Source organism: Planktotalea sp., from assembly GCF_049680325.1.
Classification (GTDB): Bacteria; Pseudomonadota; Alphaproteobacteria; order Rhodobacterales; family Rhodobacteraceae; genus Planktotalea.
Map to the genome: position 1 here is coordinate 1 of NZ_JBAUHO010000123.1, position 23,499 is coordinate 23,499.

A 23,499-nucleotide genomic window follows, 5' to 3' on the forward strand; every position below is an offset into this window, starting at 1 on the left:
CACATTGTTGTGGGTCAGATCAAAGAGCTTGCGACGCGCATGCGCCCAGCAATATGCCAACTGGATTGGGGCGTTGTCCCGCAGATCAAGCACGCGGTTATATCCAGCATAGCCATCCACCTGCAGGATGCCCTCAAAGCCCTGCAATATCTCAGAAGCATATGTGCCAGATCGTCCTGGTGCATAGGTAAAGGCTACACCCGGCGGTTCTGGCCCATTCCAGCCGCGATCATCGCGGGCGAGCGCCCAGAAGTATCCCTTCTTGACCTTGCCACGTCCCGGATCAAGCACTGGCGCGGGCGTCTCATCCATGAAGAGTTTGGACGACGTCTTGAGATGCGCCAGCAGCGCGTTATGCACTGGCCTTAACTCATAAGCCGCTTTGCCAACCCAGAACGCCAATGTGGATCGGTCAATATCGACGCCTTGGCGTGCATAGATTTGGCTCTGGCGATAAAGTGGCAGGTGATCAGCATACTTCGACACGATCACACTGGCGATGGTTGCCTCAGTCGGCATGCCGCCTTCGATCAGGCGCGGTTTTGCGGGCGCTTGGATGATGCCAGCCTCACAGGACCGGCACGCATACTTGGGGCGGCGGATCACAAGCACGCGGAACTGCGCGGGCACGATATCCAGCCGTTCGCTGACGTCTTCCCCGATGATGTGACGCATCGCACCGCAACCACAGGAGAGGTCTGGTGCAATAATCTCTTCAACACGCGGCAAGTGCTTTGGCAGGACACCCCGACCAGCGCGGGGTTTTGACGCCACCTTTTTTGACGGGTCAATCGCTTCATCCTCGGCATGGACAACAGCCATGGCCGTCTCAATGTCCTCCAGCGCGAGATGATATTGATCTGGGTGACCCTTCTCGGACTTCGCGCCGTAGAGCGCGCGTTTGAAGTCGGCCAACAGCTTTTCCAGCCGAATGATGCGGTCTTCCTTGCGCTCAATGATGCCATCTTGGTCAGCCATCTTCGCCTGCGAGGCCAAAATAATAGCCTTGAGCGCATCGATATCATCAGGAAGATCAGCAGGGAAAGTCATAGGCGATAATTACCAAAAACCACGCTGACGTGCCCGCCCAAAATGTCACCCGAGTCATTCTGCCGCAGCTGGCGGACGGGTCTCTAATGCGGTCACGCGCCGCCAATCCAGACCCGCAAACAGCGCCTCAAATTGTGCCGGATCAAGCCGTAAAACGCCGTCTTTGATGGCAGGCCATTTGAACGCATTCTGCTCCAGCCGCTTGTAGGCCATGACTAAGCCAGTTCCGTCCCACCAAATCATCTTGAGCCGATCCGCCCGCTTGGCGCGGAATACATAGACCGCACCGTCGAACGGCTTCTTTTGCAGATGGCTCTGGACCAAAGCGGCCAAACCATCGTGCCCCTTGCGGAAGTCCACAGGCTTGGTCGCCACAAAGACCTGCACGCCATGCGAGGGGTGGATCACAGCGCGGCCACGATCTCGGCAATGCGCACGGCGCATGTGTCGCCCGTCAAGCGGATCGTAATGTCGCCCTTCATCACATCAAGTGTTCCGGAAGACGGGGACGACGGGCAAACTGGGCTCAACGCCTTGGGATCTTCAATCTGCACGGGCACAAAATCCATACCATCCAAGTTGGGCAAAACAAGCTTGCCCGTCCGCGCCATGCGCCGCCAATCTGAAACGCTGCTCGGTATCAAGCCATATCGCTTGGCCACCCCATTCACAGTCGCGCCCTCAATCAGCGTTTCCGCAACAATCCGCGCCTTCAGCTCTAGAGGCCAGCGCCGCTTGCCATCTGAACTGCGTGGTATCCTTGCGAGAAACTCGTTTGTAGCTTCCATAGAGGAACTCCCTTCAAATCTATGAAGGGCCAGAATCGCATATCAACAAACGATGCGAAATGTGGGGTCGAACCAACGGTTACTTTTCTGTTAGTGGTACGTTCAGCGCAAATTTTCTCGCTCTGTCTTCTGCGTCGTTCACTGTATTGCTGGCAGACATTTTCAGTGGGGCGGTCTGGAACGGCACAGGTGCTGACGAGGCCCAAACAGGCAGCGCAATGAACGATGCGTTACACGGACAGGGTGGTGCCGACACTGTTGAATGTCACTGAGAACTGACCCGGTAGCCCCATAAATTGTCACTGAGAATTGACCCATGTGAACACATGGCCCTGACGTTTTTGTTCGGGGAGATTTGGAGTGATCGACACGGGATTTTTGAGTGTCAAACGACGCTGGGCATTGCGTGACAAAATGCCGATACGTGAGATTGCGCGCCGCACCGGGCTGTCTCGCAACACCATCAAAAAGTATCTTCGTGAGGATGCTGTAGAGCCACGGTTCAATAGGCCACGTCGGCCGAGCAAGTTGGATCCTTACGCGGATCGTTTGACGGCATGGCTTTTGGCGCAGACGCGGAAGTCTCGCAAGGAGCGGCGCAACGTTAAGCTGATGTATGAAGATCCGGTTAAGCTCGGCTACGATGGGTCATACGAGCGGGTGGCAGCCTTTGCACGCGCTTGGCGGGCTGATCGGCATCGTGCCGAGCAAACAACGGGGCGAGGCACATTTGTGCCGTTGGTGTTCCAACCCCACTCTCACACATGCAAGCATGTGTTGCCGTGCAACGGGTGAGGCGTTCCAGTTCGATTGGAGCGAAGACTGGGCCACGATTGGTGGTGAACGCGTCAAACTGCAAGTTGCACACATCAAACTCTCGCATAGCCGCGCCTTCATTGTGCGGGCCTACCCTTTGCAAACACATGAGATGCTGTTCGATGCCCACTGGCATGCCTTCCGCGTGTTTGGGGGCGTTCCGGGGCGTGGGATTTACGACAGCGGGAATTGTCCGCCATTGGTCCGAGGACAATGGACGCGAAGACGGCCGTCGACCGTGTTGGTCGTGGCAAGCAGCGTGATGTCAATGCGCGCTTCCAATCCATGGCTAGCCATTACGTCTTTGAACCTGAGTTCTGCAATCCCGCAGCGGGCTGGGAACGAGCCTTTGTCCGCCATTGGTCCGAGGACAATGGCGAGTGGCCAGGTTGAGAAGAATGTCCGGGATGCACGCAACCGTTTGTGGCAGGTCATGCCTGTCTTCAAGGATCTGGAGGAACTGAACCAGTGGCTTGAAGACCGTTGCATCGCGCTCTGGTCGGAGACGGCGCACCGGGAATTGCCTGGTTCAATCGCTGATGCGTGGGAGGCAGAGAAGCCTCTGCTGATGGTTTTACCTCCCGCTTTTGGCGGGTTTGTAGAACACAGCAAGCGTGTGTCGCCAACATGCCTGATCACTTTCGAGCGCAACCGTTACAGCGTGCCTGCCAGCTTCGCGAACCGCCCTGTCAGCCTTCGTGTTTACCCAGAACGGTTGGCCGTCGTCGCTGAAGGTCAAACTGTCTGCACGCATGAGCGCATCATTGATCGGTCCCACCGCAAGCCTGGCAAAGTCATCTATGACTGGCGCCATTATCCGGCGCTCGCCATTGTCCTCGGACCAATGGCGGACAAAGGCTCGCTCCAACGTAAACCGGGGGCCCTGCGCAACGGTGCGCCGTTTACAGAGATGCCTCCCTTTCGGCATCTTTTCCTTTGGAAAAGAGCCTGCCGGGCAACGGACACCTTCCGTCGACTGCAGAATCACATGTTGCGCAAAGAAGGCGGAGATCGCGACCCTCTCGGGACATTGCTATGCAATGCCCTGCCGGGCAGTGGATGGTTGATATCCTGTCCTTGGTTTTACACCACGACGAAAGCGCTGTTCTGCGGGCCGTCGAACTGGCGTTGGAAGCGGGTGTGCCGACCAAGACGCATATCCTGAACCTGCTACACAGGCTGATAGACCCAAAGCAAACAGATCACCCAGAGATCGATCCACCCCCCTCTCGGCAGATTGCTTTGCAATCGCCTGTCGGGCAATGGATGCCCTCGCTTTGGAAACAGCCCCGAAGGCAAACGTGGATCGCTATGACGATCTGAGACAGGCCGGAGGAAAGCGCAATGCGTCATGATCCAGCGGGGGCTTCCATTGTCATTATGCTGCGCAGCCTCAAGCTGCCTCTCGCCAAAGGCGAGCATCTATAAATTGCGCACCTTTGGTGCGACATGGCGCATGCGGTTGATGATCTGGTTGCACAAGGTGCACCGGCGTTCGAGGCAGCACCCCCCATGTTGTCCCAACTGCTCAAGGCGGAAATGGCCGAACGGGAAGTGCGATCCATTGCTTACCACACCAAGGTGGCGCGCTTCCCATCATACAAGGACCTGACGGGCTTTGACTTCGCGTCGAGCGACATCGATGAGGCCACGGTCCGACAGCTCCATCGCGGTGAGTTCATCATTGTCCGGCAGGCGATTGCGTAGCAATCTGCCGAGAGGGGGAGAATGCGGAAAACGTCGTTCTGATCGGTGGGCCTGGCATTGGGAAAAGCCATGTCGCCACGGCTATCGGCGTCCAGGCCATCGAGCACCACAGACGCAAGGTGCGCTTCTACTCGACTGTCGAACCGGTCAACGCGTTGGAGCAGGAAAAGGCCCTTGGAAGGGCCGGGAAATTGGCTGAGATGCTTACAAAGAACGACTTGGTTATCCTCGACGAGCTCGGCTACCTGCCGTTCAGCCCGTCCGGCGGTGCGCTGCTGTTCCACCTTCTCAGCAGACTCTATGAGCGCACGAGTGTCATCATCACGACCAATCTCAGCTTCAGTGAATGGGCTCGGGTCTTCGGCCCCTCTCGGCAGATTGCTACGCAATCGCCTGCCGGGCAATGGACGCAAAGATGACAACAGCACTCCTCGAGAGGCTCACACATCGCTGCCACATCTTGGAGACCGGCAACGACAGCTACCGCTTCAAGGCCAGCTCAGAGGCTGCAAAGGAGGCCACAAAGGAGGCCACCACATTGACCAAAGCATAGCTACTGATACATAACTAAGAGCGGGTCAAATCTCGGTGACAATACCGGGTCAGTTCTCAATGACATTCAACAGGTTGCCGTCTGAATTAACTCAAATTGGTTTGGAGAAATCTAATGAATCGTATTGCAACTCTTTCTGCTGCTGCAGCTCTCGTAATCGCAGCTTCCGCTCAAGTAATCGCTCCAGCTGGTGCTGGTGCTGGTGCTGGCGCAGGCGGCGCAGCGGCTGGCGCAGCTGGCGGTATCGGTGCAGGCGCAGCGGCTGGCCTTGGTGGCTTGGCAGCAGCGGGTACAGCGCTTGCAGTTGTTGGTGCAACTGCCGTGATTACTGCGGTTGCTGCTTCGGAATCTTCTTCCGGCACAAACTAATCTGAAATCCATCACTTGATGGGTTTTACGGAAAAGGTCGGCTCGCGCCGGCCTTTTTTCGTTTCTGGCTTTGTGATCGCGCAACGTAAAAGGGCGGCTCAGGCATGAGCCGCCCTTTGTGTTTTTGCAGTGGTGTTGATTTACGCAGTAATCAAACCCATTGATTCAAGTTTCAGCAGAACCTGATGCGCGCAGTTGTCGACTTCGACGTTTGCGGTTTCAACGCTCAGTTCAGGGTTTGCGGGAACGTCATAGGGATCGGAGATACCTGTGAATTCCTTGATCTTGCCTTCACGCGCCAATTTGTAGAGCCCTTTGCGATCACGCTTTTCGCACTCTTCAATTGACGTTGCGACGTGAACTTCGACAAAGGCACCGAAGGCTTCAACATCTTCGCGAACCGCGCGGCGTGTTGTTGCATACGGCGCGATTGGCGCACAGATCGCGATACCACCGTTTTTGGTGATCTCGGAAGCAACATAGCCGATACGGCGGATGTTCAGATCGCGGTGCTCTTTGGAGAAGCCAAGCTCGGAGGACAGGTTCTTGCGAACGATGTCACCATCAAGCAGCGTCACGGGGCGGCCGCCCATTTCCATCAGCTTAACCATAAGGGCATTTGCAATGGTGGATTTGCCAGAGCCGGAGAAGCCCGTGAAGAAGACTGTGAAGCCTTGCTTGGAGCGTGGCGGCTTGGTGCGGCGCAGCTCTTTTACAACTTCCGGGAAAGAGAACCACTCAGGGATCTCAAGACCTTCAGCCAGACGGCGACGCAGCTCTGTTCCAGAGATGTTGAGGATCGTGACGTCGTCTTTGTCTTTGATCTCGTCAATCGCTTCGTACTGCGCGCGCTCTGCAACCCAAACCATGTGCTTGAAGTCGACCATTTCACAGCCGATTTCAGACTGGTTCGCACGGTAGAGCTCTTGGGCGTCGTATGGACCGTAGAAATCTTCACCCTGCGAGTTGCTACCGGGGCCAGCATGATCGCGGCCAACGATGAAGTGTGTGCAGCCGTGGTTGGCGCGGATAAGGCCGTGCCATACAGCCTCACGTGGGCCTGCCATGCGCATTGCAAGGTTCAGCAAGGACATTGTGGTTGTGGATGCTGGATACTTGCCCAGAACCGCCTCATAGCAGCGTACGCGTGTGAAGTGGTCCACATCGCCCGGCTTGGTCAGACCAACAACTGGGTGAATGAGCAGGTTTGCTTGCGCTTCTTTCGCAGCGCGGAACGTCAGTTCCTGGTGCGCACGGTGCAGCGGGTTACGTGTCTGGAACGCAACCACTTTGCGCCAGCCCATTTTGCGGAAGTAGGCACGCAATTCATTTGGCGTATCGCGGCGACCGCGGAAGTCATAGTGAACCGGCTGCTGAATGCCTGTGACCGGACCGCCAAGATAGATTTTGCCAGCTTGGTTGTGCAGGTAGTTCACGGCAGGGTGCGCATCGTCGTCCGCGCCGAAGACTTTCTCGGCTTCGCGGGACTTGTTTGGCTCCCAGCGGTCGGTGACTGTCATTGTCGCAAGGATAACACCTTCCTGATCGCGCAGGGCAATGTCCTGACCAATTTCAAGGGATGCTGCGAAATCTTCGCTAACATCAAGAGTGATCGGCATTGGCCAAAGTGAGCCGTCCGCGAGGCGCATGTTTTCAACAACACCGTCGTAGTCTGCTTCTGTCAGGAAGCCTTTCAGCGGGTTGAAGCCGCCGTTCATCAGCAGTTCCAAGTCGCAAATCTGGCGCGGTGTCAGATCGTGTGACGTGAGTTCGCCAGCTTCTACCTTCAGTTTTTGCGCGCTGTCATAGCTGACATATAGCTCGGGAATTGGGGCGAGGTTGTTTTGCATAAGTTTGGTCCTGTGTTTGAATGGTTCTAATCCGCTAGTCGCACCTGTCAGTTCGGCGTGAAGAGCATCATATTCGGCAAATTTCCGTGTCAGAAATTGATCTGTGAGGCGCATTTTTTCCGCTGCGCCGCGCAAAGTTATTTCATAAGCAAAGCGCTGGCGCTTGTCGGGGCCATTGCGTTCGCTGATCTTGATGAGACCTTTGTCAGCTGTCGTGCGCAAAAGCGCATTCAGGCGACCAAGGGATATGTTCAACGCCGATGCCGTCGCGCGCTGCGACGCTTCCGGCGCCAGATCGAGCTGGCGCAAGAGACGGAAGAGTTGATCTTCTTCCTGAGGTAACGATTTGATATCTGCGACGTGCATACGAGCTAACTCAAAGTGTGTTCATTCGTGAACAAACTTCGTATCGTTGATTCCTATTCGTGAATCAAGCCCTGTGATTTGCCGCAAATTCACCGTGGCAGAGGCGCAACGCGATACGCGTTAACGTTTGGCTGCAGCGTTGATTGTCGCGGACGCTTTTTTAGAAATTTCGGCTATCGTTTCATCGCTCGCAGTCGACAATTCCGACAGGGCCTTAATAACTTTGTCGCGTTTTGAAAGTTGAACAAGGAATTCAATATCGGTCTGTTTGGAAATCGCTAACGCGATTCCCAACGATGTGCGGTAACTGCCTTTGCGTAGTAAATTTCCGTCATCTAACTTGAATTCGAGAAAGTTAAGGCAAGCATCATTGCCTTTGCACTCGACCGGTAAACTACTTGTAAGGGCGGCCCGTGCGGCAACACGCATCGAGCGATCGTCACTTACCAACTCGGCAATTTGGCTGCGCACTGCGTCAAAGGGTTTGTCAGAAGAACCGATCTTTTCGTCTAGCGGCTCTTCACTACGGCATGAATAGGCCTGATTAAGTTGAATGATAAGCGGTTTAGGGAAATTTTCTAGGTTGTCAGCGTTCGCAATGAATTGCTGCTGTTCAAGGCAATCAGATTGTATAAAGGCGATTAAAACGTCCGACTCAAAGGCCTTCTTCTGGGTGTTCGTCGCTGTACAAGAACCTACTACGATAGCAATCGCAGTGAGAAAGACACCGATTGCTGTCAGTTTTGTTTCAAGCTTATTCTTGTCGGCTTCCTTGCACATCAATCTTCCCCTGCAAGGAACCGCTCTGCTTCAAGCGCCGCCATGCAGCCCATGCCTGCGGATGTAACCGCTTGGCGATATTTGTGATCCGTTAGATCACCCGCCGCAAACACACCGGGAATCGAGGTGGCCGTGCTATCAGGCTGCGTAACGACATAGCCACCCATGTGGGTTTCCAACGTGTCCTTCACCAATTCGCTCGCTGGTGCGTGACCAATTGCGATGAACACACCTTTGCAAGGTAGATCTGTGATCTCGCCGGTTTTCGTGTGCTTGACCTTCACACCTTCAACGCCGAGCGGCGCATCGGTGCCATAGACTTCTTCGATCTCATGGAACCAAAGCGTTTCGATCTTTGGGTTCTTCATCAAGCGATCTTCGAGGATCTTTTCGGAGCGCAGTTCGTCACGGCGATGCACGAGCGTTACCTTGGACGCGAAGTTGGTGAGGAACAGTGCCTCTTCAACGGCGGTGTTGCCGCCGCCGACAACAACAATCTCTTGCCCGCGATAGAAAAAGCCATCGCAGGTCGCGCAGGCAGAAACGCCGAAGCCTTTGAATTTCTCCTCAGAGGGGAGGCCAAGCCATTTGGCGCGGGCGCCTGTCGCAAGGATAACCGCGTCACATGTATAAAGCGTTCCGCTGTCGCTATTCGCCTTGAAGGGACGTTCGGACAGATCAAGGTCGGTGATGATGTCGCCAACGATCTCGCAGCCCATCGCTTTTGCGTGCGCTTCCATACGAAGCATCAGGTCGGGACCCTGAACTTCGCTATCGCCGGGCCAGTTTTCCACCTCGGTTGTCGTTGTCAGCTGGCCGCCCGGTTCGATTCCTTGTACCAGAAGCGGCTCCAGCATCGCGCGGCTTGCGTAAACGCCAGCTGTATAGCCAGCGGGACCAGAACCGATGATGAGGACTTTAGAGTGACGTGTTTCGGCCATGTGATGGGTGCCCTTTGCTAATTTCGAACTGGGTATAGCTTGGAATCAAGGGCGCTAAAAGCGCCAAGCGCGGCATTTACCGTTTTGGAGGAACCGATAGGTTGCGATGCGATCTTGATAATTTTCTTGCGCAACTGCGAAACATTATTGCGCAAGTTCGCGTGAACGTAGTACATTGGCAAAGATAATTTGGGGGAATACGGATGGCTGGTACGCGCCTTGATCCGATTGATCGAAAAATTCTGGCGGAGCTGCAAGCTGACGGGCGCATGACAAACGTCGAGCTGGCCAAGCGCGTCGGGATTTCTGCGCCGCCCTGTTTGCGCCGTGTTCGCACGTTAGAGGACGCCGGTTTCATCAAAGGATATCATGCCGACGTAGACGCGCGCGAGCTGGGCTTCGAAGTGCAGGTTTTCGCGATGGTCGGCTTGCAAAGTCAGGCAGAGGCCGATCTGAGCGCCTTTGAGGAACAATGCCGCAATTGGCCTTTGGTTCGCGAATGTCACATGTTGAATGGCGAAGTAGATTTCATCCTGAAATGCGTCGCGCCCGACCTGAGCTCCTTCCAGAAATTTCTAACCTCCGAGCTTTTGACAACTGGCAACGTTGGCAGTGTTAAAACGTCGCTCGTGATACGCGGTGCGAAGGATGACCCAGGCGTTCCCTTTGATGTCTTGGAAGAACGCCTGAGCCGAAGCGAATAGGTCTAGCTTTGCGTCAGGCTATCCAACGTGTCCTTGGACATGCGCGGGTAGGCGAGTGGGCCGAAGTCAGCGAAACTTTCGATGTCAGGGAAAAGTGACAAGAAAAGCGAGCGCATGTTTGTGCCAAGCAGTTCTTCGCAGCCACGTCCAGGGTGGTACGTTTCGACTGGGCGTCCGCTTGCGTAGATGGCTGCGTGCCGTGGTAGACGGATGTGAAACAGGCGCACAGGGCAGGGCGGCGTTACATGAAACGCGGAGTGCCCGTCATCCAGATCACGCACGGGTGTAAGCACATATTTAACGCCGATTATCTGCTCAAGCGAAGGGCGCGATTGAAGCAGGCGTGCATTTGGCCCAAGCATTAGATCACCAAGCGCGCCTGACTTGGAATAGCCATCTGCAAGCAAACGTATCAGGCCCGTTAGTGACGATTCTGGCAGTGATTGGGCGGGCACAAAACTGGTCGAGCTGATCCAGACAACAGGCGCGGGTTCACCGCCAACTGTATCTATCAAATCGCCAGGACATAGGTCTTCAACAGCGACCTGGCCATTTGGTGTAGACACCAATGTGCCGCGCGCAAAGGCCGAGCTCGTACCTTCAAAAAGGTCTGTGGCAGGCGCAAGGTGATGAGAGGTGCGCGCCGCCCCGCAAGGAAGGAGTGTGGCGATCTCAAATTTGCGCATGAGAGGTTGAGTGCGCTGAGATCGCTCGTTTGATTGAGCAAACCGATCAACAGTGACCGGGAGGGAGTATGTATTTTCGACCCGCAGGGCGGGAGAAAGCTGGTTAGCCATGAGTATACCTATCTAGGTATGTCACAACCGCGTCGGCCCCCACCGACAACGACAGAAGGACAAGTCGCTTCAAATCTGGATTATGGATGTCATGCCCACAGGGCGTGTGTCAAAATTTATGGAAATTTTGCCATTTTTTTTCACCAATCTTACTCGTTAACGCGGACTGTTTCGCCAGAAAAAGGCAAAGTCGCCACAATTCCGCCCTCAACCGGGCGATTTACATACAAGTAGCGCCGAATCGTAGCGCTACAGAGCGGCTCATTCAGAGCCGAATGCTTGAAAAGCTTAGGCCGACTTGCGTGGGCTTTCTTCCTTTGCGCGCTTGGCGATGAAGGCCGCGCGCGTCGCGCCACGCTCAAAAGGTAGTCGTGGCATGTCCGTCTTTGCTGTATTTACGACGGATGCGATAAAGCGTGCTTTGGGTTTCATAACAAATACTACCTACTGCTGTTTATTGTTTACGTGTTGGCTACGTTATTCGCCCCAGAATGGGGCAGCATGGTGGCAAGCTTTAGGTGGATTTTGGTTAATAGTGGGAAATCTGTGTGATTGTTTACAATCGAATAACAGAGATCAGCCGCCCATAGTCAGCTTCGCCGCGATGGGTGGTTCGGCGATAGGAGTAAAAGCGCGCCTCGTCGTCATAAGTGCAATGCCCGATCCATTCTGCGTTCTGCACACCTGCTTCGCGCAGCATATGCAGACCAAAGCCGGGAAGATTGAATTGCATGCGATCTTCTTGCCCGTTAGCGAAAAAGCGCGAAAACTCTGGGTCTTGGGCCACGAAATCCTCAAAGAACTCTGGGCCGACCTCATAGGCACGTTGCGATATGCAAGGCCCGATGGCCGCTGAAATATTTGAACGTTCAGCGCCAAGTGCCACCATTGCATCGACTGTCCTTGCAAGAACGCCGTCCAATGCGCCCTTCCACCCGGCGTGGGCCGCGCCAATGACACCTGCCTTTGTGTCGGCAAAAAGGACCGGTTGGCAATCAGCGGTGAGAATCCCGAGCGCGATTCCCTGTGTGTTGCTTACCATTGCATCTGCTTTTGGACGCTCGTTGCTTGGGGCGGCTACGGTCACAACATCGGCGCTGTGATGCTGGTGAACGCCTGCCAATGCACCCGCGTCGACATTCATTGCGCCCGCGACACGTGCGCGGTTTATCGCAACGATTTCAGTTTGATCTGATGAGCCGACACCACAATTCAGACCTGCGAAAATGCCAGAGGATGCACCGCCCTTGCGGGTGAAAAATCCGTGCTGCACCGCGCCTAGATTGTCTGCCTTGAGCAATTCTAACGTCATGTCTCGTATCCTGGAGGTGGAGCTGCGCCCTTTGGAAATAGCGCGACCGTCTTGAACAGAGTTCCCATTTCATCGGGATGCGTCAAGCGTCTGTGCGCAGCGACATGTTGATCGAGCGCTGCACCGCTTAGATTATGCGCCAACGCTTGTGCGCGTTCGGTGATGCCAAGACGTTCCAGAAAGATTCCCTGAGGCGTTATTCTTGAATGCGTGCAAGGCAGGTCCGTGACAAGCGCTTCAAAATCCACATGTGCCGTCAGATCACTTTGACCGGGCTTGTGCAGAGCATCAACGCTTTCATGTGCATGGATTGCCTGAAGCGTGTCTCCAAGCGAACGCCAGTCGCCGTAATCGAAAATCAACGCGGCTCCGCCGCTGGCTTGAATGCGTTCTGCAAGCGCGCACATAATGTTGGGTGCTGCGATGCAATGCTCGACCAGATCGCCGTCTTTGGTATCGTCAAGCCGATGCTTTAGTGCGCCAAGGGGTGCTGCTTCGCTTAACCCAAAGGTTAACGTATCTGCCTTAAGCCCGACTTGCCTTTCGCGCCATGCATCGCCATCGCGCACCATTTGGCGGATCGGCAAAGCGTCGAAAAATTCGTTTGCTACGGCAAAAACGGGCAGGTCCTGGGGCAAGCTATCGACGCCATCGTGCCAGACTGGTGTATAATCTGCGAGCGCGGCTTTCTGGACAGCGCGCATGCGCGTTGAGGCCTCGATCAGGTGAATGTCGCAAGCTTTGGCAAACGCCGGGACGGCGCGCAACGTGCGCAGGATATCCGCCATTAAAGTGCCGCGGCCCGGGCCGAGCTCGACAAGCGCGACTTTTGCGGGCTGGCCTTGATCCATCCATGCCTGCGCCAAAGAAAGTGCGATCAACTCGCCAAACATCTGGCTGATTTCAGGCGCGGTAGTGAAGTCGCCCGTCACGCCGAAAGGTTCGCGCGTTGTGTAATACCCGTGATCGGGATGGAACAGACAAAGCTCCATAAACTGCGCGATACTCATAGGGCCTTGGGCCGCTATCTGCGCTTTCAAAATCCCTTCAAGCGGGGTCATTCTTTGCGGGCTCGCAAGATAAACCAGATGCCAATCAGGATCATCGGAAAAGACAGCAATTGGCCCATGGTGAACCCATAGCCGTTTGATTGCAGTGCAAGGCCGAGAGGATTGCCCTCCGATATGAACAAGGCATCAGGCTGGCGGAAAAACTCGACAATAAAGCGTGCGATCCCATAGCCGGCAAAGAACGTCCCCATAACCACGCCCGGGGTTTTCAAAGCATGGCGGCGCCATGCAAGCCACAGTATGAAGCCGCCAAGCACAAGGCCTTCAAGAATGGCCTCATAGAGCTGGGAAGGATGACGTGCGCAAATTTCGATGAGTGGGCCACAGTTCTGGGCAGCGTCGCCCGGGAAGATAACGCCCCACGGCTGGTCGGTCTGGCGCCCCCAAAGTTCGGCATTGATGAAATTGGCAATACGTCCAAGCAGCAGGCCCGGCGCAACAGCCAGCGCCATCATGTCCGCAGCTTGGAGTTTTGCAACGCCATTGCGCGTGCAGAAATAAAGCCCTGCAACAACCACTCCCAAAAGCCCGCCATGAAAAGACATGCCGCCCTGCCAGATCATCAAGGCTTCAAGCGGATGGGCAAGATAATAAGCGGGTTGGTAGAACACCACATAACCGATGCGCCCGCCAACAATGACGCCTAGAATGACCGATGTGAGCAAGTCTTCGACTTGAGCGGTGGTCATTGGGGCCTTGTTTTCTGGCCAAAGCCGGGCTGTTTTGATTGCCATTAGCGCCATTCGCCAGCCGATCAGAATGCCAATGATATAGGCCAACGCATACCAACGCAGAGCAAAGTCGTAGCCCATAAGGGAGATCGAAAATATCTCTGGTGAAATGGGTGGGAATTCTATCGCTACGCGCATGTGATGTGCCTTATGCTCGATTGCGCCGAGTTGACGCCTTGTGACCTGCTGCTTTCAAGCCCATATATCATCCAAATGGAAGGCCGGAGGCAAATATGCAAACTCGAAACAAAGTTCTGGATGATATTTCGCAACTGATGACCAACGCGATGGGCGTGGCGCAGGGTGCAAAGACAGAAGCAGAGACCGCAATGAAGTCATTGATGGACCGCTGGCTTGCGGATCGCGATTTCGTCACGCGCGAAGAATTTGATGCGGTGCGCGCGATGGCGCAAAAAGCGCGCGAAGAGAACGAAGCGTTGAAAACGCGGCTAGCTGCGCTTGAAGCATCTGCCAAGTAGGCCAGCGCACCTCGTTTTGAAAAGCCAAACCCGCCGCATCTTGTGGCGGGTTTCTTTTTGTCCACAACTTATTGCGGTTATCCCCAACTTATAGCTTTACAGACCCTACGCCTGCGACCACGATATGTGGTATAGGATATCAACAACACCGCGATATCCGCGAAAAGCACCCATACCTAGGGGCAAAAGCCTCGGGTCGAGCAGCAGAACAGGGGCAGAGCATGGCAAATCTAGAGCAGTTTATCGAAGATGATATTCACCCGATTGATTTGGTGGAGCATCTTGCAGAGCATCATGAGTGGGAGTTTGATCGCATTCATGATGACCAGATTGCGATGTCTGTTGAAGGCCAGTGGCGCAATTATTCGATCACGCTCGCATGGTCTGGCTATGACGAAACCCTGCGGATGATTTGCACGTTTGAGATGGAGCCACCCAAAGCGACCTTGCCGCGCCTCTACGAGGCATTGAATGCAATCAATGATCGTTGCTGGGCGGGTGCCTTTACCTATTGGGAAGATCAGCAGTTGATGGTCTATCGCTATGGTCTTGTGCTGGCTGGTAGTCAGGTCGCTGGTCCGGAGCAGATTGATACGATGATTAGCGCAGCCGTGATGAGCGCAGAGCGCTATTACCCCGCGCTTCAACTGGTTGTTTGGGGCGATCGTAGCGTTGAAGACGCGCTTCAGGTTGCCATTGCAGAGGCCTATGGTCGCGCGTAACACTTTACCCGAAATGCCAGTTTCGGGGGATCAGATGAATTTAGAAGCGGTTGCACAGCGCGGGCTTGTCTTGTTGGGCTGTGGTAAAATGGGGTCCGCGATGCTGGCTGGCTGGCTTGATGGTGGCTTGCCCGCTGCGTCGGTCTGGGTTCAGGACCCGTTTCCTTCCGATTGGCTCAAGGCAACAGGCGTTCATATCAATGACGGATTTCCAGAAAACCCTGCTGTTGTTTTAATTGCCGTCAAACCCCAGATGATGGGCGAAGCCTTGCCCGCTTTGGCGGCCTTGCCAAAAGAGGGGACCGTTTTCCTGTCGGTAGCGGCAGGCGTTTCGATTGCCGCCTATGAGGCAGCGCTGGGCGCGGGAACCTGCGTTGTGCGCGCCATGCCAAATACCCCGGCGGCAGTAGGCAAAGGGGTTACAGCAATCGTTGGAAACGCCAAAGCAACGCCCGCTGATATGGATCTAGCAGAAGCGCTTTTGCAGGCGGTTGGGCAAGTGGTGCGATTGTCTGATGAAAACCAAATGGACGCAGTAACGGGCGTGTCAGGTTCTGGTCCCGCCTATGTTTTCTATATGATTGACACCTTGGCCGCCGCAGGTGTCGCTCAGGGCCTGCCTGCGGAACTCGCCATGCAATTGGCCAAAGCGACCGTCGCGGGGGCAGGGGCGTTGGCTGAGACCGCCGACGAAACGCCCGAACAATTGCGTATCAATGTGACCTCGCCCAATGGCACAACGCAGGCAGGGCTTGAGGTGTTGATGGCAGATAAGGGGTTGGCACCGCTGATGTCGGCGACGGTCAAAGCCGCGACAGATCGCTCGAAGGAGCTGGGGAATGGCTGAGATCAGTTTTGATGATTTCATGCAGGTCGATATCCGTGTGGGCCGCGTGATCCATGCTGAACCCTACCCGGAGGCCCGCAAACCTGCGATAAAGATGCAGGTGGATTTCGGCGGCGATCTTGGCATTAAGAAAAGTTCGGCGCAGGTGACAGCACATTACACACCAGAGGCGCTGATCGGACGGCAAGTTATGGCAGTCGTGAATTTTCCGCCGCGCCAGATTGGTAAATTCATGAGCGAAGTGCTGGTGCTGGGTGTGCCCGATGAAAAAGGCGAGGTCGTTCTCATTGCTCCCGATCAGGATGTTCCAGCAGGCGTAAGGCTGTTTTGATGAAGCTTTTGGTGACCCGACCATTGCCCGCCCCCGTTCTGGACGCAGCGCGCGCAGAGTTTGACGTTGAGGTGCGTGAAAGCACACTGCCCTTGGAGCATGATGAACTGCGCCGCGCCCTGACAGATTTCGATCTTGTCCTACCGACACTGGGCGATGCGTTCTCTGCGAATGTGTTCGAAGATGTGCCAAACCCGCGCGCAAAGTTGCTTGCCAATTTCGGCGTGGGCTACAATCATATTGATGTGGACGCGGCTAAAGCGGCAGGCATCGCCGTTAGCAATACGCCCGGCGCAGTGACAGATGCGACCGCTGATATCGCGATGACGCTTATGTTAATGAGCGCAAGGCGCGCCGCCGAGGGCGAGCGTTTGGTACGCTCCAGCAACTGGGAAGGGTGGCACCCGACGCAGATGCTGGGCCTGCATCTAAGCGGTAAACATGTCGGGATCGTCGGTATGGGCCGCATTGGTCAAGCCATCGCAAGGCGCTGTCATTTTGGATTTGGCATGCGCGTCAGTTATTTCAACCGCTCGGCCAAGACACTGGATTTCCCTGCGCAGCAGCTTGAAACGCTTGTTGCACTGGCCGGAAGTGTCGACGTTTTGGTGATTGCTGTTCCCGGTGGTAGCACACGCCATCTGATCGATTCAGACATTTTGAATGCGATGCAACCCCACGCCCATTTGATAAATATCGCGCGCGGCGAAGTGGTGGCGCAAAGCGCTCTTATCGAGGCCCTTAAAGCAGGGAAAATTGGCGGAGCCGGACTGGACGTTTATGAATTTGAGCCCACTGTGCCAAAAGCACTGAAGCAGCTGAACAACGTTACGCTTTTACCGCATTTGGGTACTGCAACGCTCGAAGTGCGTATCGGTATGGGGCATATGGCACTTGATAACGCTTTAGCCTTCAAGCAGGGTAAAATGCTGCCAAACCCTGTCTAAATCCGTCTTCCTCTCTCGAAAAATATCCCGGATGGGGTCCGGGGAAGGCAGGCCTTCCCCGGTCGGTCCGATGGGCAAAGCCCATTGGAAATCTTATGCACCCGTCGCATCGCGCCAATGACGACGGCAGAGCGAAACGTAGGTTTCGTTACCGCCGATTTGCACCTGTGCACCGTCCGTGAGAATCTGGCCTGAATCGTCTTGGCGCACGACCATCGTTGCCTTCTTCCCGCAGTGACAAATCGTGCGAACTTCTCGCATCTCGTCGCTAAGCGCCAACAGGGCTGCGGAGCCGGGGAACAATTTGCCGCGAAAATCCACACGCAATCCGTAACACATGATCGGAATTTTCAGATCATCAACGGCTCTGGCTAATTGCCAAACGTGCTCTTCACTCAGGAATTGTGCCTCATCAATGAAGACGCAGGCGCAGGGCCCTTGCGCGCGCCGGGCTTTCACTTTGGCAAAAAGATCGTCATCGCTTTCGAAGGTATCAGCGTCCTTCCCGATCCCGATTCGGCTGGCGATCTTTCCATCGCCTGCGCGATTGTCGAATTGTGCGGTGAGCAAATACACCTGCATGCCGCGCTCAATATAATTGTGTGCAGCTTGCAGCAAAACGGTGGATTTGCCTGCATTCATCGTGGAGTAGTGAAAGTATAATTTGGCCATACCAGCGTTTTGCCGAGGAATTGACGCTCTGGCAAGCTGGTGTGCAAGGTTTGGTTGAAAAACTGAATGGGCGTGTCAGGGTCAGCGAACTGACCGTCACACGCCCGATAATGATTACACCGCCAAAGAAGCGCCATATGCAGAAATACTTGTGGCGCATCTTGTTTGGTTTCACACCCCCACAAAGCGGGGAACTAGGCACTCTGTTGTTCCAAACGCGTCGGAACGGTTTACAAATGCCACATTAAAGCTAAAGGATGCATGGGAATGTAATTAGGATCTTCCCCCCAAGGTTTACGGGGGGCTCTTTGGGGATGGAATATGGCCGGAGTTGGCAGCTATCTAAAAAAGCACACTGAAGCGCTGGTAAAAGACGTGGGGATTGAACCCGCGTGTGAACTCACTGGAAAATCAAAGGCGACGCTGGGCCGATATTACTCTGATAATGACGAGCATGCAGATCGCTTTATGCCTGTTGACGCCGTTGCTGCGTTGGAAGAGGCGTCCTCCTATCCGCATGTAACTGCCGCTTTGGCAGAGCTAAAAGGCATCACCCTTTCTTATGATGAGCGTCGCAGGAATACCGCTAACAAGGGTGGCGTTAATCAGGATGTGATCGCGCTTAGCCAGCGATTTGCTTTGCTGATGGCAGAATATAACACGTCCATTGAGGACGGGATCATTACTGTGAATGAAGCAAAGCGCCTTTTGAAAGAGACGCTGGCAATTCAGCAAGTGCTTTTAGATATGAAATTGCACTTGGAAGAAGAGCAAACCTAATCAGGACAAAAAGCCGAAAAGAAAAAGCCCCGACCAATCAGTCGGGGCTTTTTGCATTCAAGTGCGCGTGTTCTTAGACGAAGAACTGTGCGCCATTTGCAGAAATTGTAGAGCCGTTGATAAAGCCCGCATCGTCAGAGGCAAGGAAGCTCACGCAGCGCGCGATTTCTTCCGGCTCTCCAAGGCGGCCCGCAGGAATCTGGCCAATGATGCTTTCGCGGACTTTTTCAGGAACGGCCATGACCATTTCCGTTGCGATGTAGCCCGGGCAAATGGCGTTGGCTGTGATGCCAGCGCGTGCGCCTTCTTGGGCTAGGGATTTCACAATACCCAGATCGCCCGCTTTGGTCGCTGCATAGTTCACCTGCGCGAACTGGCCTTTTTGACCATTGATCGAAGAGATCACAATCACGCGGCCGAACTTGTTTTCACGCATGGAAGGCCAGATCGGGTGGACTGTATTGAACACACCTGTGAGGTTCGTGTCGATCACCTGGTTCCACATTTCCGGTGTCATCTTGTGGAACGGGGCGTCTTTGGTGATACCCGCGTTGGCGACAACCACTTCGATCGGGCCAAGGTCTGCTGTGACCTGTGCAATGCCGGCTGCGCTATCTTCGTAGCTCGCGACGTTCCACTTGTATGTCTTGATGCCTGTTTCAGCAGTGAAGGCCGCTGCGGCTTCGTCGTTGCCAGCGTAGGTCGCGGCAACACTCATGCCGTCGGCTTGTAGTTTCTTGGAAATGGCCGCGCCGATGCCGCGCGATCCGCCTGTTACGAGTGCAACTCTACCCATGATATCTCTCCCATTTAGAAATTTGCGTTGGTAATATGATTACCCAACGACAAACGGCATAGCAATAATGTTTCGTGGTGAAATTGAGGCAGTAAGCAAAAAGGGCGCTTGAAGCGCCCTTTCACTGTTACTGCTTATGGACGCTCTAGGCACATTGCCACGCCCATGCCGCCGCCGATGCAAAGCGTTGCGAGGCCTTTTTTGGCGTCGCGGCGCTTCATTTCGAACAAGAGCGTATTGAGGATACGCGCGCCAGAGGCACCGATTGGGTGACCAATTGCGATTGCGCCGCCATTGACGTTAACGACCTCTGGGTTCCAACCCATGTCCTTGTTCACAGCGCAGGCCTGAGCTGCGAAAGCTTCGTTTGCTTCAACAAGGTCCAGATCTTCGGCCTTCCAGCCAGCTTTCTCCAGCGCTTTGCGGGACGCGTGGATCGGGCCGACGCCCATGATGGATGGATCAAGGCCCGCTGTTGCATAGGATGCGATGCGCGCGAGCGGCTCGATGCCGCGCTTTTCGGCCTCGTCAGCGGTCATCAACAATGCGCCAGCCGCGCCGTCGTTAAGGCCCGATGCGTTCGCCGCTGTGACAGAGCCGTCTTTGGTAAACGCAGGGCGCAGTTTCGCCATGGCTTCCATTGTTGCGCCGTGGCGGATGTACTCGTCCTGATCGACGATGATGTCGCCCTTGCGCGTCTTAACCACGAATGGAACGATCTCGTCTGCGAACTTGCCTGCTTTTTGCGCTGCTTCCGCTTTGTTCTGGGATGCGACAGCGAATTCGTCCTGCATGTCACGGCTGATTTGCCACTGCTGTGCAACGTTTTCAGCTGTCTGGCCCATGTGATAACCGTTGAAGGCATCCCAAAGACCGTCACGGATCATGGAATCAATGTATTTCATGTCGCCCATTTTGTGACCCGCGCGCAGATGCGCAACGTGGGGGCTAAGGGACATGTTTTCTTGCCCGCCGGCAGCAACGATTGCGGCATCGCCAAGCTGGATGTGCTGGGCAGCAAGGGCAACGGCGCGCAGGCCAGAGCCACAAACCTGGTTGATCGACCAGGCGGAAGATTCAATTGGCAGGCCTGCGTTAACATGCGCCTGACGTGCCGGGTTTTGACCCTGACCCGCCGTCAGTACCTGACCTAGGATCGTCTCGGAGACATCAGCGGCATCGATGCCTGCGCGCTCGACCAAGGCCTTGAGCATTGTCGCGCCCAGATCATGTGCAGGCGTGTTTGCGAAAGAACCCGTGAAGCTGCCAACGGCAGTACGAGCGGCGGATGCGATTACGATATTTGTCATGTGGTCCCTCTACCCAAGCGTGACGCAGACCTCGATGACAAAACCGCCTCTGATCCAATCGTGTGGGCTGGGCGATTCTGATGAGATCGACATTCCGTTGCGTCAATAGCCTGAGGGGACCTTACCTGTAAACGGACAGTGTGTCTCAGCCAGATTTAAGAAGGCGATGTTCCGCCAGATGCGTTGTTTGATGGCCAAGGTGGAACGAAGCTGACCTTAAGCGCTTGCCCTCAGTTGATCCGAGCTTTCGCTCCAGGGCGGGCGCACTGTTGGGGCACCGAAAAAGTAGCCTTGTAGGCAATCGATACCGTTTTGCGCTAAAAAGGTAGCATCATCTTCGTTTTCGACAAACTCGGCGACGGTGAACATGTCAAAGTGCTGCGCGATAGAAACAAGAGCCTGCAACAAGACCTGATTGTCGGGGTTATTCGCGACCCCGCGTACAAATTGCCCGTCGATTTTAATCATGTCGAAATAGAAATCACGCAAGTATCGAAACGATGTGTAGCCCGCACCAAAGTCATCCAAGGCAAAGCACACGCCTTGCGATTGTAGTTCGCCCATGAACGAAATGACGAGTTCGGGGACAAGCATTGCGGAACTTTCGGTGATTTCAAGGATGAGCCGCTCGCCGAGGGTCGGATCGGTGCGCAGGTTTCGCTCTAAAACCTTTTTCCACCGCCCATAACCGATGGAGCGTGCAGACATATTGATTGAAAGCCGTAGGTTGGGATTCTGGCGGAGCGCACGCATGCCTTTTTCCAATGCAAGGCAATCGATAATGCGGCCCATTTCCGTTTCTTCGATCACTGTGATGAATTCACGGGCTGGAATAATGCGGCCCGTTTCGTCCAGCACCCTGATAAGACCTTCATAAAAGGCAACGCCGCCGTGGGACTGCATCACAGGCTGATAGGCAAGCATAACCTGTTTGTGCTCAAGCGCGGCCCGCACCATTTCCATGGTAGAGCGATCCCGTTGGTTGATGGCCGCCGAAAGCGGATCGTCGTTGCTGTTTGGATCAAACCGGTTTCTACGCCCTTTCGCCATTTCAGGCCTCCTTCTGTCTACGGTTTGATAAGCGCGATTCCCCTAAGAACAGATTAATATTCCCATTTTGTTCTAATTTGATTAGAACAGAACGAGATTTTTAAGTGCGGGTGAGAACATGGGCGAAATTTGCGGCTGGGCCGATTCCGAGGCGATCTATATCGATTATCACAACACGGATTGGGGCGTGCCAGAATATGATTCTCGTGCGCTTTGGGAAAAGCTGATCCTTGACGGGTTCCAAGCAGGCCTTAGCTGGATCACAATCCTGAAAAAGCGCGAGAACTTCCGAAAGGCTTTCGAGGGGTTCAACCCGAACGTTATCGCCGCATGGGGTGAGGATGATATTGAACGACTGCTTCAGAATCCGGGAATTGTGCGGCATCGTGGCAAGATCGCGGGTACGATTGCAAATGCGCGCGTGTGGCAGAGCATAGAGCAAGAGCAGGGTTTCGATCGCTACTTATGGGATTACGTTGGCGGTGCGCCGATCCAGAACGCATGGACAAGCTTAAGTGAAGTTCCTGCCTACACAGACCTGTCCACGCAAATCTCTAAAGATCTGAAAAAGCGCGGTTTCAAATTTTGCGGCCCGACGATTGTTTACGCCTTTATGCAGGCCGTTGGGATGGTGAACGATCACATTGTGACCTGTCCCTGCCACGAAAAGGTGAAAAAGCTGGTACGTTAACGGAACCGCCTGTTGACTCGCCCCGAAGCCAGCGTATAAGCGCCGCTCTATTGGTGTTGGTGGCCCCCGCAAGGGGATGCCTGTCGGGACTTGATTTGCACATCTAGCGATGTTCAGGAAAAGACCAAAGGACAGCACCTTTCAACATTGTTATTGAAAGGATCCAGATCGTGACAAAACGCACATCTGCCAAGTACAAAATTGACCGCCGTATGGGCGAAAACATCTGGGGTCGCGCAAAGTCCCCGGTGAATCGCCGTGAATATGGCCCCGGCCAGCACGGTCAGCGCCGTAAGGCAAAGGTTTCCGACTTTGGTCTGCAGCTGCGTGCCAAGCAGAAACTGAAAGGCTACTACGGCGATTTGACCGAGAAGCAGTTCAAGAAGATCTTTAAAGAAGCGGATCGCGTTAAGGGTGATACAGGCGAAAACCTGATCGGCCTGCTCGAGCGTCGTCTTGATGCGGTTGTTTACCGTGCCAAGTTCGTTGCGACGATCTTTGCTGCGCGCCAGTTCGTGAACCACGGCCACGTCCGTGTGAACGGCAAGAAAGTGAACATTGCGTCCTACCGTGTTAAAGAAGGCGACGTTGTAGAAGTGCGTGATCGTTCCAAGCAGATGGCGGCCGTTCTCGAAGCGACACAACTGCCAGAGCGTGACGTTCCTGATTACATGGAAGTCGATCACTCCAAGCTGACAGCGACATTCACACGCACACCTGGTTTGGGCGATGTCCCTTACGCGGTTCAGATGGAACCAAATCTGGTTATCGAATACTACGCTCAGAACTAAGGTTCTCCGCGATAGAATAGAAAAGGCCCGCTCTAGTAGCGGGCCTTTTTTTTGGCCGTTGTTGAGGGGCTTGATGTCGGTTTTGCGGACCTTTCGGACCTTCGCTGCAAGTGCGCCAATGTCCGGTTCAGCGAACCGTTCAACAAACGGTCCTTTTTGGAACAACAGGCCCATCGTAGTAGCGGTCAGATTAGCCACTGTTTAGTCTTGATATTGTATGCTTATTTTCAGACTGTCGCCTAATGAATT

25 protein-coding genes and 2 pseudogenes are annotated in these 23,499 nt (G+C 54.7%); 12 read left to right on the forward strand and 15 right to left on the reverse strand.

The window, feature by feature from the left end; all coding sequences use genetic code 11:
* The 3 genes from tnpC to WBC85_RS05445 form a co-directional block, all read right to left on the reverse strand.
* On the reverse strand, nucleotides 1-1,050 hold a 1,050-nt coding region (gene tnpC, locus WBC85_RS05435), incomplete at its 3' end, for an IS66 family transposase (protein WP_424433764.1).
* Nucleotides 1,051-1,104: 54 nt separating this feature from the next.
* A complete protein-coding gene (gene tnpB, locus WBC85_RS05440; protein ID WP_424433766.1) occupies nucleotides 1,105-1,494 on the reverse strand; it encodes an IS66 family insertion sequence element accessory protein TnpB in 390 nt (129 codons plus the stop codon).
* Entirely contained in the window at nucleotides 1,455-1,838 is a 384-nt protein-coding gene (locus tag WBC85_RS05445; protein WP_424433768.1) for a transposase, read from the reverse strand. The genes tnpB and WBC85_RS05445 overlap by 40 nt, the downstream gene beginning before the upstream one ends.
* Nucleotides 1,839-2,252: 414 nt before the next feature.
* Between WBC85_RS05445 and istA the strand changes: the two are divergent.
* From istA to WBC85_RS05460, 3 genes and pseudogenes are all read left to right on the forward strand, one after another.
* A pseudogene (gene istA / locus WBC85_RS05450) lies at nucleotides 2,253-4,009 on the forward strand (IS21 family transposase).
* A 94-nt stretch (nucleotides 4,010-4,103) separates the two neighbouring features.
* Nucleotides 4,104-4,914 (forward strand): annotated as a pseudogene (gene istB / locus WBC85_RS05455) (IS21-like element helper ATPase IstB).
* 114 nt (nucleotides 4,915-5,028) lie between these two features.
* Nucleotides 5,029-5,283: a hypothetical protein gene (locus WBC85_RS05460; RefSeq protein WP_424433770.1), complete on the forward strand. Its 255-nt coding sequence runs from the start codon at nucleotides 5,029-5,031 to the stop codon at nucleotides 5,281-5,283.
* A gap of 140 nt (nucleotides 5,284-5,423) precedes the next feature.
* Here the strand turns inward: WBC85_RS05460 and WBC85_RS05465 are convergent, their stop codons facing one another.
* The 3 genes from WBC85_RS05465 to trxB form a co-directional block, all read right to left on the reverse strand.
* Nucleotides 5,424-7,499 (reverse strand): bifunctional sulfate adenylyltransferase/adenylylsulfate kinase, encoded by a 2,076-nt coding sequence (locus WBC85_RS05465; RefSeq protein WP_424433772.1) that lies wholly within the window; start codon nucleotides 7,497-7,499, stop codon nucleotides 5,424-5,426.
* Nucleotides 7,500-7,619: 120 nt separating this feature from the next.
* Entirely contained in the window at nucleotides 7,620-8,279 is a 660-nt protein-coding gene (locus tag WBC85_RS05470) for a hypothetical protein (RefSeq protein ID WP_424433774.1), read from the reverse strand.
* Entirely contained in the window at nucleotides 8,279-9,220 is a 942-nt protein-coding gene (gene trxB, locus WBC85_RS05475) for a thioredoxin-disulfide reductase (RefSeq protein WP_424433776.1), read from the reverse strand. Before trxB ends, WBC85_RS05470 begins: the two co-directional genes overlap by 1 nt.
* A gap of 203 nt (nucleotides 9,221-9,423) precedes the next feature.
* Between trxB and WBC85_RS05480 the strand changes: the two genes are divergently transcribed.
* Nucleotides 9,424-9,924, forward strand: a complete 501-nt coding sequence (locus tag WBC85_RS05480) for an Lrp/AsnC family transcriptional regulator (RefSeq protein ID WP_424433778.1) — start codon at nucleotides 9,424-9,426, stop codon at nucleotides 9,922-9,924.
* Between the two features lie 2 nt (nucleotides 9,925-9,926).
* On the opposite strand, the gene WBC85_RS05485 is transcribed toward WBC85_RS05480, so the two are convergent.
* The 5 genes from WBC85_RS05485 to lgt all read right to left on the reverse strand — a co-directional run bounded on the left by WBC85_RS05485 (nucleotide 9,927) and on the right by lgt (nucleotide 13,972).
* Nucleotides 9,927-10,610 (reverse strand): Hint domain-containing protein, encoded by a 684-nt coding sequence (locus WBC85_RS05485; RefSeq protein WP_424433780.1) that lies wholly within the window; start codon nucleotides 10,608-10,610, stop codon nucleotides 9,927-9,929.
* A gap of 399 nt (nucleotides 10,611-11,009) precedes the next feature.
* Nucleotides 11,010-11,153 (reverse strand): hypothetical protein, encoded by a 144-nt coding sequence (locus WBC85_RS05490; protein WP_424433782.1) that lies wholly within the window; start codon nucleotides 11,151-11,153, stop codon nucleotides 11,010-11,012.
* A 124-nt stretch (nucleotides 11,154-11,277) separates the two neighbouring features.
* Nucleotides 11,278-12,033 carry a peptidoglycan editing factor PgeF gene (gene pgeF / locus WBC85_RS05495; RefSeq protein WP_424433784.1) on the reverse strand — a complete coding sequence of 252 codons (756 nt, stop codon included), beginning with the start codon at nucleotides 12,031-12,033 and terminating at the stop codon, nucleotides 11,278-11,280.
* On the reverse strand, nucleotides 12,030-13,094 hold the full coding sequence (locus WBC85_RS05500) for a class I SAM-dependent methyltransferase (protein WP_424433786.1): 1,065 nt from the start codon (nucleotides 13,092-13,094) through the stop codon (nucleotides 12,030-12,032). Before WBC85_RS05500 ends, pgeF begins: the two co-directional genes overlap by 4 nt.
* On the reverse strand, nucleotides 13,091-13,972 hold the full coding sequence (gene lgt, locus WBC85_RS05505; RefSeq protein WP_424433788.1) for a prolipoprotein diacylglyceryl transferase: 882 nt from the start codon (nucleotides 13,970-13,972) through the stop codon (nucleotides 13,091-13,093). Before lgt ends, WBC85_RS05500 begins: the two co-directional genes overlap by 4 nt.
* Before the next feature lie 95 nt (nucleotides 13,973-14,067).
* Between lgt and WBC85_RS05510 the strand changes: the two genes are divergently transcribed.
* The 5 genes from WBC85_RS05510 (at nucleotide 14,068) to WBC85_RS05530 (ending at nucleotide 17,160) form a co-directional block, all read left to right on the forward strand.
* Nucleotides 14,068-14,313, forward strand: a complete 246-nt coding sequence (locus WBC85_RS05510) for an accessory factor UbiK family protein (protein WP_424433790.1) — start codon at nucleotides 14,068-14,070, stop codon at nucleotides 14,311-14,313.
* 221 nt (nucleotides 14,314-14,534) lie between these two features.
* Complete coding sequence (locus tag WBC85_RS05515; RefSeq protein ID WP_424433792.1) at nucleotides 14,535-15,035, forward strand: YbjN domain-containing protein; 501 nt, start codon at nucleotides 14,535-14,537, stop codon at nucleotides 15,033-15,035.
* A gap of 34 nt (nucleotides 15,036-15,069) precedes the next feature.
* Entirely contained in the window at nucleotides 15,070-15,882 is an 813-nt protein-coding gene (gene proC, locus WBC85_RS05520) for a pyrroline-5-carboxylate reductase (RefSeq protein ID WP_424433812.1), read from the forward strand.
* Complete coding sequence (locus WBC85_RS05525; RefSeq protein WP_424433794.1) at nucleotides 15,875-16,213, forward strand: tRNA-binding protein; 339 nt, start codon at nucleotides 15,875-15,877, stop codon at nucleotides 16,211-16,213. Before proC ends, WBC85_RS05525 begins: the two co-directional genes overlap by 8 nt.
* Nucleotides 16,213-17,160 (forward strand): 2-hydroxyacid dehydrogenase, encoded by a 948-nt coding sequence (locus tag WBC85_RS05530; RefSeq protein WP_424433796.1) that lies wholly within the window; start codon nucleotides 16,213-16,215, stop codon nucleotides 17,158-17,160. Before WBC85_RS05525 ends, WBC85_RS05530 begins: the two co-directional genes overlap by 1 nt.
* A 93-nt stretch (nucleotides 17,161-17,253) precedes the next feature.
* On the opposite strand, the gene WBC85_RS05535 is transcribed toward WBC85_RS05530, so the two are convergent.
* On the reverse strand, nucleotides 17,254-17,832 hold the full coding sequence (locus tag WBC85_RS05535) for a thymidine kinase (protein ID WP_424433798.1): 579 nt from the start codon (nucleotides 17,830-17,832) through the stop codon (nucleotides 17,254-17,256).
* Nucleotides 17,833-18,153: 321 nt separating this feature from the next.
* Here WBC85_RS05535 and WBC85_RS05540 point away from each other — a divergent pair, with 321 nt between their 5' ends.
* The gene (locus WBC85_RS05540) at nucleotides 18,154-18,612 is read left to right on the forward strand and encodes a hypothetical protein (RefSeq protein WP_424433800.1); all 459 of its coding nucleotides are present in this window, start codon (nucleotides 18,154-18,156) and stop codon (nucleotides 18,610-18,612) included.
* Between the two features lie 73 nt (nucleotides 18,613-18,685).
* Here WBC85_RS05540 and phbB read toward each other — a convergent pair whose 3' ends face one another.
* The 3 genes from phbB to WBC85_RS05555 form a co-directional block, all read right to left on the reverse strand.
* Entirely contained in the window at nucleotides 18,686-19,408 is a 723-nt protein-coding gene (phbB, locus tag WBC85_RS05545; RefSeq protein ID WP_424433802.1) for an acetoacetyl-CoA reductase, read from the reverse strand.
* A 134-nt stretch (nucleotides 19,409-19,542) separates the two neighbouring features.
* On the reverse strand, nucleotides 19,543-20,718 hold the full coding sequence (locus tag WBC85_RS05550) for an acetyl-CoA C-acetyltransferase (protein ID WP_424433804.1): 1,176 nt from the start codon (nucleotides 20,716-20,718) through the stop codon (nucleotides 19,543-19,545).
* 216 nt (nucleotides 20,719-20,934) lie between these two features.
* The gene (locus WBC85_RS05555) at nucleotides 20,935-21,768 is read right to left on the reverse strand and encodes an EAL domain-containing protein (RefSeq protein WP_424433806.1); all 834 of its coding nucleotides are present in this window, start codon (nucleotides 21,766-21,768) and stop codon (nucleotides 20,935-20,937) included.
* Between the two features lie 118 nt (nucleotides 21,769-21,886).
* On the opposite strand from WBC85_RS05555, the gene WBC85_RS05560 reads away from it, so the two are divergent.
* Nucleotides 21,887-22,459 carry a DNA-3-methyladenine glycosylase I gene (locus WBC85_RS05560; protein ID WP_424433808.1) on the forward strand — a complete coding sequence of 191 codons (573 nt, stop codon included), beginning with the start codon at nucleotides 21,887-21,889 and terminating at the stop codon, nucleotides 22,457-22,459.
* A gap of 170 nt (nucleotides 22,460-22,629) precedes the next feature.
* Nucleotides 22,630-23,250 (forward strand): 30S ribosomal protein S4, encoded by a 621-nt coding sequence (gene rpsD / locus WBC85_RS05565; RefSeq protein WP_424433810.1) that lies wholly within the window; start codon nucleotides 22,630-22,632, stop codon nucleotides 23,248-23,250.
* Nucleotides 23,251-23,499: the final 249 nt, after the last annotated feature.